This is a genomic window from Leptolyngbya sp. AN10, from assembly GCF_050565645.1.
Lineage (GTDB): Bacteria > Cyanobacteriota > Cyanobacteriia > Leptolyngbyales > Leptolyngbyaceae > Leptolyngbya.
Window position 1 is genome coordinate 50,074 of record NZ_JBNXVP010000012.1, and the last position, 13,212, is coordinate 63,285.

Sequence of the window (13,212 nt, forward strand, 5' to 3'; positions counted from 1 at the left end):
ACAATAGTATAAATGACAGTTCTGTTTGAAAATGACGCAATCCATTCGCTCGACAGAGCAGCAATCTCGACTAGAGCGCTGCTTTCCCATATTTGAAAGACTCCGTTCTGAACTAATTCAAAATTACCAAAATTGGTATTTGACGATCGAACCCGATACAGGTGAATGGTTTTTAGATCGCGACCATGCTGCCAATCTGAAGAAAGCAAAGGAAAAATATCCCAATTCAATTTTTTGTACATTCTGCATCAATGAAACCGGAGCCTGCGGCAAGATATGAGGGGACGGTTTGGTGAGCGAGGAGAGTTGTATTTTGAAATCGAACTTATTTCTGCCGACGGCGATGTTCTGGTTATAGAAGCGCTTTTCGATACGGGGTTTACGGGTTGGGTTGCCTTAAATCGCCAGGATGCACAAAGTCTAGGTTGGCTTGAAGTTGATACTGTACTTATGGATACAGCAAGAGGGCTTGCAAGTTTTTCGACTTATGTGGAGCAGATTCAGTTTTCGGGGCAGGAACGCGAAATTGAGATTTTGGGTGGAGAGGATGTCACAGAAGTTCTTATGGGTGTGGCATGGCTGCAAACCGGGCGGTTAGTGGCAGATTTGGCTCAAGGATTATTGACACTGGGCGATTAGTGCTGTTTAGATTTCTTCTGAACCATTCCTAAAAGGATCGGTCAAAGATGATCATTAAATCGTTGGCTCCGGCAAAATTCGTAGAAACTTAATAATTTGCCCCGTGACTTCGATCGCAATCATGTAATGCTCGATCGTAAATCGATACAGGATTTCGCTATTCTCTAACGGCTGAAACTCCGGTAAATCTTGAAGCTGATTTGTTCTGAAAAAGTCCTCAAAAACAAATTGGTGCATCTTTTGTAAGACAGCAGTTTCCAGGCTTTTGAGGTCAATTAGAAAAGCGCGATCGTATCGAACTTCCAAGCGAGCCGGAAGAATCATCCCGCCCACGGACATCGTTTTATTTGTTCTCATAAGCTGCGAGGCGCGGGTTGTAAAAGGGGCAAGAGTTCAATCGCTTCTTCGCGAGTTAAGGTGTCACCCGGTTTGTGGGCGCGACGACCTTCCTCGATCGCTCTTAGCATACAGAAATCAAAATAAGCCGTTTCTAGCACTGCCCAGAACGTTTCGAGTTCAGCATCAGACAATCGATCGATCAGATGATGGGCACGACTACGGTAGAAATTCATAACAGGAGGCAACAATCTTGTCCTCTTGAGAATGCCCACGCTTCTGGTAGGAATTGCCACAGAATCCGTCCCCGCATACGATACGATTTCATACAAACGCGCATTTCATCCCTATGTTGGATTACCTCTTTTCATTTGACCCCGGACTGATTGGCTATCTCGTCTTTTTGATTGTGTCTGTCGCGGTTTATGGCATTTTCAGCTTAGGTCTCAATCTCCAGTGGGGTTACACCGGATTAATTAATTTCGGTCACGTTGCCTTTATGACGGTCGGAGCTTACACCACTTCGCTATTAACCCTTTCAGGAACTCCGATTCTGATTGCGGTATTGCTTGGAGCATTTCTAGCCGCATTCTTAGGGCTACTCATGGGGTTTTCAACATTGCGATTGCGCGAGGATTATTTATCGATCGTGACGATCGGTGTTTCCGAATTAGTCCGTTTGTTTGCGCTGAATGAAGATTGGTTAACCAAAGGCGCATTCGGAGTTCAAGATTTTCCGATTCCCTTGGCGCAGTTTCGTCCGACCGTCGGAACGAGAATTGGCATGATTGCGATCGTCACTCCGATCTTCGGCTTTGTGATTTGGAAACTCGCCCAGCAGATGATTCAGCGATTCAAAAAGCGGCAAACCATTGGCGGGATTTTTTCTGCAATTCTGATTTTTCTGACGCTGCGATTGTTTAGTGTGACTGCGATCGCGCTTTACGACTATGCCAGCAATCAAGCCCGGAACGGTCTTTTATTCCTATCACTCATCACCGTTGCGTTAGTCTACTGGGCGTTAGAACGATTAGTGAATTCTCCTTGGGGTCGCGTTCTCAAAGCAATTCGAGAAGATGAACAGGTTGCAAAAGCACTGGGTAAAAATGTCTTTCTCTACAAATTGCAATCGTTAATGCTTGGAGGATTCATCGCGGGAATTGCAGGCGCGTTCTTCGCATGGCAATTGAGTACCGTGTATCCAACCAATTTTGAACCGATCGTGACTTTCCAAGCTTGGATCATCATGATTCTCGGTGGCGCAGGCAATAACGCAGGAACGTTACTCGGTGCAGGAATTTACTGGGCTTACACTGCATTTACTCGCGATTTAGAACGAGTTCTGCCACTCGGAGCCGACCAAATCGGTGCAATGCGAATCATGCTGATTGGTTTAATTTTGATGGTGCTGATGTTGTTCAGACCGCAAGGCATTTTAGGCAATAAAGACGAATTGACTTTAGGAAAATAACAATGCAGACTTCAGCAGTTCTTTCAGCCAGTGGACTCGTAAAAAGCTTTGGCGGAATCAAAGCGGTGAATGAAGCTTCGATCGAGGTTTCCCCCGGCAGTATCACCGGATTAATCGGTCCCAACGGAGCCGGAAAAACTACGCTATTCAACTTACTCTCGAACTTCATTCATCCCGACCAAGGCAAAGTCTTTTTCGATGGCGAATCGATCGAGTCTCTCCAACCGCATGAAATCGCCCAGCGTGGCATGATCCGAACCTTCCAAGTCGCACGAGTTCTTTCCCGTCTGTCTGTAATGGACAATATGCTGCTCGCGGCTCAGAAACAAACGGGAGAGAATTTCTTAAACACCTGGCTATTCTCGAAACGGATTCGCCAAGAAGAACGAGAAAACCGCGATCGAGCGATCGAAATCCTCCAATCCGTCGGACTCGCTGCGAAAGCCAACGATTACGCGGGCGCTCTTTCTGGCGGACAACGCAAACTCTTAGAAATTGCTCGTGCTTTGATGACGCGCCCGAAACTCGTTCTACTTGATGAACCTGCGGCGGGCGTGAATCCAACTTTAATCAATCAAATCTGTGAGTACATCCAATATTGGAATCAACAAGGACTCACTTTTCTGATTATCGAACACAACATGGATGTGATTATGTCGTTATGCGATCGTGTCTGGGTCTTAGCCGAAGGCACAAACCTCGCAGATGGCAGTCCTGCTGAAATTCAATCCAACTCAAAAGTGCTAGAAGCTTACTTGGGTCAATAAATCTAGCTCACCGCAACGATTTCTGCTGACTGAGACATCGCCTCTTTAAGCGTACTAATTAAGACAGGTTCCTGATAAGGCTTCGTCAAGTATGCCGCTGCCCCTAACGCACTTGCGATCTGTCGATGCTTCTGACTATTGCGAGAAGTCAACATAATCACCGGAAGCGCTGCCTCTCCTAGCTCCCGTCGATACTGGCTCAGAAATTCAAATCCATTCATCTTGGGCATTTCTACATCACAGAAAATCGCCCGAATTTCTGCATTTCTCTGCTGTACCTGGAGTAAGGCTTCCTTTCCATTCTGAGCATGAATGACTTCATATCCTGCTTTTTGTAATGTGGCTGCCAGTGCTTGTCGAGCCGTCATCGAATCATCGACTACTAAAATCGTCTCAGTGGCTCTTTCTTCCACCGCAGGCATTGACAGTGGTTCCATCTCCTGCCAACTCCAAGCCGTCTCATACCCACCCCAATGATGTTGCACTAATGCCTGTCCATCCATGACCGGAACCAGCGATCCATCTCCCAAAATCGTACAGCCATACAAGTAAGGCGGTGGCGAGATGAGCGATCCAAACGGTTTAATCACTAATTCTTGCTGTTGCAGAATTTGATCGATCGGCAGTGCGATTATTTCCGTTTCTCCCGCAATCAACAGCAAAGGAATCGTCCCATCTTGCGGCATCGGAATGCTCGATCGACTCACTCGACTCCGCCGCATCAATGGATAGTGCTGCGAGAGCGAATCTTTTGAGTACACCGGAATGCTCTGATTTTGCCAGCGGTAGACAACTTGATCGTCATCTTGCTCAAACTCTTCGAGTCGTGCAGCAACGATCGCAATCAAACTATCAACCGGAATCGCCATCTGATGCGAATCGATGCTAAACACTAGCAATTCTGCGATCGTCAAAGTCAACGGGAACCGCAAGATAAAACTTGTCCCTTTCCCAACTTCTGATGTGATACTAATCGAGCCTTTCAAGCTGCGAATCTGCGCCATCACTGCATCTAATCCGACACCGCGCCCAGAAAGTTCACTTACCTCTGCCGCAGTTGAAAAACCTGGACTAAACAGAAACTCATACAGTCGCTCTTTAGGTAAGATTGCCGCTGTCTCTTCAGAAATCAGCTTTTGTGCGATCGCTTTCGCCCGAACTCGATCGACATTGATTCCGCCACCATCGTCGCAAACTTCAATGTAGGTCTGATTGCCGCGATGATAAGCACGAACCTCGATCGTTGCTTCAACAGGTTTACCCGCCGCCCGTCGTGCCTCTGGCAATTCAATGCCATGATCAAACGCATTCCGCACTAAATGGACTAACGGATCAAACAATCGCTCTAACACTGATTTATCAACCAGCGTCGAAGTCCCACTAACCTTAAAACTGACTTGCTTATCATACTTGGCTGACAAATCGCGAATCATCCGAGGAAACCGCTGCAAAATATCCCCGATCGGGAACATTCGAGCGCGTAATAGCTGATTCCGAACCTGTTTCAATGTCCGCTGCTTTTGCCGCTGTAATTGGTGTCCCTGCTGCGAAATCAGCGTAATATCACGAATGGCTTCTCCAAGTTGTGCACTCTCTTCGATCAACTCCTGCGCCATCAAGTGCAACCGATTGTAGGAATCCATTTGCAGGGGATCGAATTGAGCACCGAAACCACTATTTTGAGCAGCATGATGAAACCCAGATTGAGCATGAGCTTGCCACTGCACTGAAGAGCGCTGGTTGTAGTCCGTCCAATCTTGCAGATCTTTCGCGACCTGCTCTACATGGGTCAATCGTCTTGTTACCGCTGCAACAACGTTCTGAAGTTGCTGGTTTTGCAGCACAGCACTACTTTCTTCTGTGACCAATTCACCAATTAGGTTATTAATTTTTTCGAGCCGATGCAAATCAACTTTGATCGTGCCTGAAATGTAAGGTGCTTGTGGAGTGGTCGCCAGTCTAGGCTTCGATTCCACTACCAAAGGCTTTTGAACATACGACGAGAAATCGATCGCCGATTCTTCAGATTTAACGATCGATTCCGTCTCATGCAACGGTAAATCAGCATCACTGTTTTCGGAGGCTTTTAGTTCTTCCGCAAGTGCAGAAATCTCAGCAAAAGCATCATCCATGTCTGAAATGTCCGATGATGTTTCCTCAGAAAATAGCGCCTCTAATCCTTCTAAATCAACCGGAGATTTTTCGAGCGTATACTCTGATAATTCTGCCTCTAAGTCTTCAAAAACTTGCTCTGATAAATCGTCCTGTAAATCAGAACTGTCCTGCGATTGTTCCTGAGCGTCCCCAAAGATTGCTTCTAAATCCGAGGCGTTCATATTTACTGCTGATTCAGTTGGTTCAGGCAGTTCCGCGATCGCCTCCTGAGAAAATCCTAACAATGCTGGACTGGGCATTCCGCCCTGCACTCGATCGCCTGCCAAAATTGCAGTTTGCGCCGCTCGAAAATCTGCAAGAGCAATATGTCCAATGAGCAAAAAATTCTGTGGCTGTTGGATCAGTGCATCCAAGGTTGCTCTTGCGATCGAGACAAATCCCGGCAAGTTGACAAGCTGTCCAACGCCAAAAAACACTTCAGCTTGAGCGCGAATTTCTCCAGCAACTTGCTCTGTATCAGGACTCGCTAAAACTCGATCGAGTCGTGCCAGTGCATGAGTAACATCCCCAGTAAAAATCTCATGAACAACGTCGATTCCCAATTCAGCCGCAGTTGGCAGTTTATACTCGCCTCTGAGGGCATCTCCAAGCCGCGTTTCTAATTTTTCAAAAATCGGATTCGCGATCGCAATTGCCGACTCCGCATCGTGTTTTCCCGTCTCAATCTCTTGCATTAAAGGCGATCGTAGCGCATCGTAAGCTTGCAACAAGAGGTCTTCCAAGCTCAGGTCCAGTTCGACTTCCTGATGATACAGCGCCCGAAATACATTCTCTAATCGATGTGCGATCGCTTGGATGCTATCAAGTCCTACTCCAGCGGCTCCCCCTTTGATTGAGTGTGCCGCTCTCATTAACGTGTGAACCTTAGGAATATCACGCGACTCGCGCAAATCCAGAATTCCTGCTTCTAAAAGATGCAAAAACTCCTGTGCTTCTTGCACAAAGAACTCATACGCTTGGTCACGAATTGCAGCATCCAGATCGAGCATAGGGCTATTTCACCTTGAATTGAGCCACACTAACTTGAAGTTCCTGCGCGACCTGTAGCAAATGATTAAAAGATTCCGCCACAGTCTCAGACTTCTTGGAGGTGTCTTCTGCGATCGCAGCTACTTGCTCCATCGTCTGACTCACTGTAACAGAGGTCTGAGTTTGCACAGTCGCAGCCTGAGAAATTTCTCGAACTAATTGATTAATTTCTGTACTCACTTGGCTAATCTGACTCAATTGGCGACGAGATTCTTCCACGAGCTGTGTTCCCGTGACTACTTGATCCGTTCCCGCTTCCATTGCAGCAACTACATCGCCTGTTTGCTTTTGAATTTCTTCAACCAGTTGTTCAATTTCCTCAGTTGCAGTAGCAGATTGTTGTGCGAGTGTGCGAACTTCCTCAGCGACGACTGCGAATCCTTCCCCTTCTTCCCCTGCCCTTGCAGCCTCGATCGACGCATTCAGAGCGAGCAAATTAGTTTGTGCTGCAAATCCATTAATTAGGTTGACCACCCGCGAAATTTTCTGCGAAGCTTCTCCAAGTCGCTTCACTTTTTTTGCGGTTTCTGCCACCGTTTCCCGAATTGCAGAAATTCCCGAAACGGTGCGGTTCATTGCTTCATCTCCTGCTTGAAGCGTTTGAGCTGCAATTTGAACGCTCGTTTCTGCTTGTTTCGCCCGTTGGGATACGCCTTGAATCGACTCAACCATCGCTTGAATCTGTCCAAGCGCCTCACTCACAGCTAACATTTGATGCTTTGCTTCTCCAGACAAAGCGCCGATCGCGGATTCGTTTCCGGTAGCCGTTTCTGCTACAGATTTTGATGCCGTTTGCACTTGCTCTACAATCTGTCTCAGCGATGTAATGATCGTGTTATACGAATCTGCGATCGTTCCAACTTCATCCGGTGTAACTTTCGCTCGAATCGTCAAATCACCTTTACAGACAGGCTCAACTTCAGTCAAAAGCTCCAATGCCCGACGTTGTAGAAATTCACGCTGTTGACGTTGTTCTTCTGCCTTTGCATCTGCTTCTTGACGGGCTTCCTGACGTGCTTTTTCTGTGTACTCCAGCAATCCTGCTTGATCCAGTGCAAATCCCAATTGAATTGCAAGTTGCGTAAACAAATCAATTTCTTCAGGTTCCCATTCTCGTGCCCCAGAACATTGATGAGCACAAAGCAGTCCAATCAGTTCTCCGTTCTGTAGAATCGGTGCGACGATGCTTGCCCGAATCTGGAAGCCTTCCAAAATATCTTTGTGACAGTCGGTTAATCCTTCTGCATAGATGTCATTCATCGCCCGGACTCGACCATTCCGATAGCGCTCGATTAAGCCTTCTCTGAATGGATCAGTGACTACTTCGCCTAAAATCTTGCGCCAACCTGCTGCGACCGATTCTGCCACGATCGCGCCATTCCAATCATCATGAAAACGATAGGCAATCACTCGATCTGTATTCAAAGCGTACCGTAGTTCACTCACCGTGGTATTGAGAACACCATCTTGAGTCATCGATCGACGCATATTTCCAACAATCTCACTTAACAAGCGAGACTGCTCAGCACTTCGAGTTTGCTTTCTGAGTGTTGCTGCTTGATCGAGAGCAAACCCAAGCTGAATCGCTAACTTTGTAAATAAATCGATTTCTTCTTCTTCCCACTTTCGAGATCCAGAGCATTGATGAGCGCAGAGTAATCCAATCAGTTCACCGTTCTGCAAGATTGGAGTCACGATACTGGCACGAATTTGGAAACCTTCTAAAATCTCCCGGTGGCAGTCTGTCAGTCCTTCTGCATAGATGTCATTCATTGCGCGGACTCGACCGTTCCGATACCGTTCAATCAAGCCCTCTCGAAATGGATCATGCACCGTTCGACCTAAAATCTTTTCCCATCCCAATGCAACAGATTCTGCAATGATTGTTCCATTCCAGTCATCGTGGAAGCGGTATACAATTACTCGATCGGTGTGCAGTGCATAGCGCAATTCGCTCACGGTTGTATTGAGAATATCTTCTTCTTTTTGCGATCGTCGCATTGTATCAACAATTTCGTTCAGTAAGCGCGATCGTTCTGCACTCCGAATCTGTTTTCTCAAAAGTGCTGCTTGATCTAACGCGAACCCCAACTGAGTTGAGAGTTTAGCAAACAAGTCCACATCTTCAGACTCCCAAACTCTCGCCCCAGAGCATTGGTGAGCGCAGAGTAATCCAATTAACTCACCGTTTTGCAGAATGGGAGCCACGATACTGGCACGAATCTGAAACCCTGACAAAATCTCGCGATGACAATCTGCAAGTTCCTCAGAATCCACATCATTCATCACTCGAACTCGACCATTCCGATATCGCTCAATTAAGCCCTCTCGAAACGGGTCGTTAACTTGTTCACCAAGAATCTTCGCCCAACCTAAAGCAACCGATTCTGCAACAATCGTTCCCGTCCAATTCGATTCAAAGAAGTAGACAATCACACGATCGGTATTCAAGGCATAGCGCAATTCACTTACCGTAGTATTGAGAATGTCCTCTTCTTTAAGCGATTGCCGCATGTTATCTACAATCTCGTTGAGTAGCCGCGATCGTGCTGCACTCCGAGTTTGCTTTTGTAACAATGTTGCTTGCTCTAAAACAAATCCCAACTGCGAAGAAAGCTTTGTAAATAAATCAATATCTTCCTCTTCCCATTTGCGTGCTCCGGAGCATTCATGAGCACACAGTAGTCCAATCAATTTCTCGTTCTGTAGAATTGGTGCGACGATACTTGCGCGAATCTGGAATCCTTCTAAAAGATCGCGATGGCAACGAGTTAGACCTGCTGCGTAAATATCACTCATCGCACGGACACGACCATTGCGATATCGATCGATCAATCCTTCTCGGAATGGATCAGTGACCTTTTCGCCTAAAATCTTTTTCCATCCAGCACCAACAGATTCTGCAATTACCGTTCCATTCCAATCGTCGTGGAACTCATACACAATCACCCGATCCGTATCCAGAGCATACCGAAGCTCGCTCACCGTTGTGTTGAGGATATCTTCCTGTTTGAGTGATTGCCGCATTCGCTCGACAATCTGAGTCAGAAGCTGCGATCGCTCACTCATTCGAGCTTGTTTTTGCTCTAGTTCTTTCTGTTTTCGTTGCAGATCTTGAACTTCACTTTCGACGAGTTGAGATGCGCGTTTAGTGCTGAAAATTGCGATCGCTGCAATCAAGACAGCAGTAGAAAGCGTTCCTAATGCCAGCAAGACCACCAAACGACGTTGAGCATCGATTACCGCTTGAGGATCAGCCGCAGAAACAATTCCCCAATTTGGATTTGGCATTCCTGCAACGGGGACTGTTTTGGCAAAGCCGATCGCGTAGTCTTTTTCAGTAGGAGATGAATTGATGCTTTGCAGGAGAGAAAGACCATTCTGCAACTTTCCAGAGGTTAAAGCGCCGAGCTTGCTTGATGCTCGATGAGGCTGAAGGTCTGTAAACTGAGTATCAATGTTTTGATTCACTTGACTTTTATCAGGTGCAAACAGAACATTGCCTGTGGCATCAAAGATATAGTCCTGAGCATTTGTACGATCGCTCAAAAGCGATTCTATTCGCTCTAAAGGAAGACGGGCTGTGATAACCGCGATCGTTTTTCCAGTGGTATCTTGAATGGGAGCCGCAAAGTAGAGATGTGAACTCTCTGGGCTACTCATCGCTGGGCGATTTGATTTGAGAACTGCTTGGAAATAATCCTTCGTCCTTATATTGGTGAGCGATGTTGCGCCTGTTTGAATAATCGGAGTTCCGATCAGATCAAAGATAGCAAGACTGTCGTAAAGGTCGTAGCTTTCTTTAAGTTGCTCTAATACGATCTTGTCTTGAGCCGTATTGTTGATGCGTAATCTGATTGTTTTGAAGTTTGGTAAGCTGGCTAGTGTTTCGATATCTCGGTAGCGCTCTGAGAGGAATTGACTGAGTTTTTCAGACAGTTGAAGCGATCGAGCTTTTTGAGCTTCAGCAGCATCATGCGTAATCGAACGAGTTGCACTCACGTAGCTAAGACCACCTAGTGCGAGAACGGGGAGAAGTCCTAACGCGATCGCTTTGAGCGTAATCTGCTGCCGCCATTCGAGTGGGAACTTTCGAGCAGACTGCTTGCTTGTGGATGAAGGGGTCACACGCTTAGCAGGCTGGTGATTCATGCGTAATGGAGGTGGCGCAGGAGGTTTGGGTAGAGCACCAGTTTTGGGTGGGGACTTTTGTGGTGATGCAGAATTTGATTGCTCTGCTGAATTTCCGTTCGATAGCATGAAAGTGTCCTTATTTTTTGAAAACTAGACGATTGAGACGTGCAATCTAATGCAATCTAATTTGTTCTCCGTTTCAGCGTTAACTGACTTCGACTGTGCAGAACGTTGATCACTGCATCACTATCAAGCACCCAAATCGTTTCGCCCTCTGGAGTTGACCAGTATCCTTGTAAACATTGAGAAAGTTTTGTTGTGCGCTGTGTAGCTGACAGCAGTTGAATTTCCGCAGGATTGCACCAGAAAGACTGGCTAATCTGATTAATCACTAATCCGATCATTCCCTGTGGATGCTGTACAACTAGCGCGTTGTAACTTCCTGATTCCAACTGGTGAAAGAGTGGTTCTGTACCAAGCAGGTAACTCAAGTCCACAAGCCACAAAACCTCACCCCGCCAGTTGAAGACCCCGACTACCTCTGGAAAAACATCAGGAAGCGGGATAATCTGTTGCGGGTTGAGGTTGAGAATCTCAGTGATCCGATCCGTTGCCAGCATGGTCTGAGTGCTAGGGGAAAGTGCAAATCTCAGAAAATGTTGGGATCGAACTGAGGGGGATGTAGGCTGAGTTGTCATGCGAAAAGTTATGGACTAACAAGGAGTCGGACAGTACGAATGAGTTCTTCTGGGTTAATGGGCTTGGTGATGTATGAGGAAGCGCCTTGTTTCATGCCCCAAAACCGATCGATTTCTCCATCTTTGGTAGAACACATGACGATTGGGATATTGCTGGTTTCAGGGTCTGCTTTGAGCGATCGGCAAAATTCAAAGCCGCTTTCACCGGGGAGAACAATGTCTAGCACGATCGCATCGGGTTTGAGGTCTCCGAGTCTAGTTTTTGCATCTTCGCTGCTAGAGACTGAGACTGTCTCAAAGCCGCTGCGTCGTAATGTTCCAGCAATAATTTCTGAATCGGTGAGCGTGTCATCTACTACAAGAACCGTTGCCATAACAGATTTCCCTCGCTGCATGCGAAATAAGCTAAATAATTTAAGAGGTAGAAAGTCTGATGCGGGGGCGAATAAACTGAGTATTCCCGGATTGCAGAGGATGTAACTGAATTATGCAATTGCAATCTGAGCGGGTTTGATTGTGGGAGTATCGTGACTGTGACCGAGATGTTTCTGAATAATCCGAATCGTTTTTTCGGGTTGGATGGGCTTTGCGAGAAACTCAGAGGAACCAACCATTTTCGATCGCAGTCGATCGATGATGGTGTCGTTGTCAGTCAGAATCACGATCGGTGTTTTCTCAAAAACAGAGGTTTTTCTCAAAAACGTACAGAGTTCATAGCCGTTTGTATTCGGCATAATCAGATCGAGAAAAATTAGATCAGGTTTGCGTTCCAGTAGCGTTGTGATGCCCTGTAGAGGATTTGCGATTGGCAGGACTTCGTAGCCAAGTGGATTCAGAATGTGTGAGAGCGTGTGTCCGACGAGGGGACTATCATCGATACAAGCAATCAGGGCTTTTGCCGTGGAACAGGGTCGGAATGTTGACATTTCTGGCTGTGATGCTGGCAGCGGAAGATCTGAGATTTCTTGTAGTTCGATGATGTCGGATTCGATCCAGGGAAGGAGGGCATGAAGGATGTCAGGGAAGGGTTTTTGCATGGCAACCGAGACATCCCACAGGCTGTGAGTTCCTTGTAGAAAGCGGGTCAAGTTGTGATAAATAATCGGAGAAACGCTGGCTTCTAACTGTCTGGGCTTACGAAGAATAGGGGCAAGATCAGCCAAAAAGCTTGGAGAAACTGTGCGAGAAAGATTGTCTAAACTGAACTTTTCCCAACTTGATTGGAGTGCGATCGTGGTTTGCAAAATCGGCTGAATCGGTAAGAAAGCGAGACGGGGTTCAATTAAGCGATCGGGGTGCCATTGTGCAGTTGCTTTTGGTTGTTTCATCAAGCTAAAAACGACTTCTTGAGCAAGCGTTTGCAGGATCGCTTTGGCTTGTGAATCAGTCATTTGATTTTGCTCGATCGCGTGATCTAATAGTTCGAGTTCCCACCCGATTTCGTTACTTTCTGGGCGAGGTTGCCACTGAGTATTGTAAGAAGGATGGCAATGCTGTCTGAGGGCGCGATACCATCGACGAACGGCGTGATTTCCTCCGGTCGCGTAGACGAGACAGCCTGCGTAAAAATAAAGCCGCCACGGAGCAGAGGTTTTACTGGTGATGAAAAGCTCACCTGTTGACCGTTGCTCATATAGGTCGGAAAGAGTTTGCGAGAGTGCTTTACCCCATGCCGTGATGTTAATCGCTTCAATTGCCATAGAGCTAGTGAAGGTGAGTCATTTAATAGGATTAAAATTTGTCTTCAGTCTAAATAGGACAAATTTATTCACTTATTAAACTAGCATCAACAAATATCCATAAATGTGTGATTGGGACAATAAAACAATGAAGCTTTTATGTTGTTTTTTATTATTTGGAGTGCCAAAAAATCGCGATTTCAGTAATATTATCGAGGGTCTGTTTGGGGGTTTTGATCATCGTAATCCTCAAAGGTAAAAATCCTGGTGTTTGTACCTGTTTG

Annotated in this window: 10 protein-coding genes; 3 read left to right on the top strand and 7 right to left on the bottom strand. The window is 46.4% G+C overall.

Annotation, left to right across the window (positions count from 1 at the left end):
- The first annotated feature begins 276 nt into the window (after positions 1 to 276).
- Complete coding sequence (locus ACQ4M5_RS18070; RefSeq protein WP_430677049.1) at positions 277 to 639, top strand: hypothetical protein; 363 nt, start codon at positions 277 to 279, stop codon at positions 637 to 639.
- A 54-nt stretch (positions 640 to 693) separates the two neighbouring features.
- Here the strand turns inward: ACQ4M5_RS18070 and ACQ4M5_RS18075 are convergent, their stop codons facing one another.
- Positions 694 to 996, bottom strand: coding sequence for a cytotoxic translational repressor of toxin-antitoxin stability system (locus ACQ4M5_RS18075; RefSeq protein ID WP_430677050.1), 303 nt, complete (start codon positions 994 to 996; stop codon positions 694 to 696).
- Complete coding sequence (locus tag ACQ4M5_RS18080; protein ID WP_430677051.1) at positions 993 to 1,211, bottom strand: hypothetical protein; 219 nt, start codon at positions 1,209 to 1,211, stop codon at positions 993 to 995. Before ACQ4M5_RS18080 ends, ACQ4M5_RS18075 begins: the two co-directional genes overlap by 4 nt.
- A gap of 113 nt (positions 1,212 to 1,324) precedes the next feature.
- Here ACQ4M5_RS18080 and ACQ4M5_RS18085 point away from each other — a divergent pair, with 113 nt between their 5' ends.
- Positions 1,325 to 2,446, top strand: a complete 1,122-nt coding sequence (locus ACQ4M5_RS18085) for a branched-chain amino acid ABC transporter permease (RefSeq protein WP_430677052.1) — start codon at positions 1,325 to 1,327, stop codon at positions 2,444 to 2,446.
- A gap of 2 nt (positions 2,447 to 2,448) precedes the next feature.
- Positions 2,449 to 3,213, top strand: coding sequence for an ABC transporter ATP-binding protein (locus ACQ4M5_RS18090; RefSeq protein ID WP_430677053.1), 765 nt, complete (start codon positions 2,449 to 2,451; stop codon positions 3,211 to 3,213).
- A 2-nt stretch (positions 3,214 to 3,215) separates the two neighbouring features.
- On the opposite strand, the gene ACQ4M5_RS18095 is transcribed toward ACQ4M5_RS18090, so the two are convergent.
- From ACQ4M5_RS18095 to ACQ4M5_RS18115, 5 genes are all read right to left on the bottom strand, one after another.
- On the bottom strand, positions 3,216 to 6,377 hold the full coding sequence (locus ACQ4M5_RS18095) for a response regulator (RefSeq protein WP_430677054.1): 3,162 nt from the start codon (positions 6,375 to 6,377) through the stop codon (positions 3,216 to 3,218).
- Positions 6,378 to 6,381: 4 nt separating this feature from the next.
- Positions 6,382 to 10,677, bottom strand: coding sequence for a GAF domain-containing protein (locus ACQ4M5_RS18100; RefSeq protein ID WP_430677055.1), 4,296 nt, complete (start codon positions 10,675 to 10,677; stop codon positions 6,382 to 6,384).
- Between the two features lie 56 nt (positions 10,678 to 10,733).
- Positions 10,734 to 11,171, bottom strand: coding sequence for a chemotaxis protein CheW (locus ACQ4M5_RS18105; protein ID WP_430677056.1), 438 nt, complete (start codon positions 11,169 to 11,171; stop codon positions 10,734 to 10,736).
- Positions 11,172 to 11,257: 86 nt separating this feature from the next.
- Positions 11,258 to 11,623: a response regulator gene (locus ACQ4M5_RS18110; RefSeq protein ID WP_430677057.1), complete on the bottom strand. Its 366-nt coding sequence runs from the start codon at positions 11,621 to 11,623 to the stop codon at positions 11,258 to 11,260.
- Between the two features lie 111 nt (positions 11,624 to 11,734).
- Positions 11,735 to 12,949, bottom strand: coding sequence for a response regulator (locus ACQ4M5_RS18115; protein WP_430677058.1), 1,215 nt, complete (start codon positions 12,947 to 12,949; stop codon positions 11,735 to 11,737).
- Positions 12,950 to 13,212 lie beyond the last annotated feature (263 nt).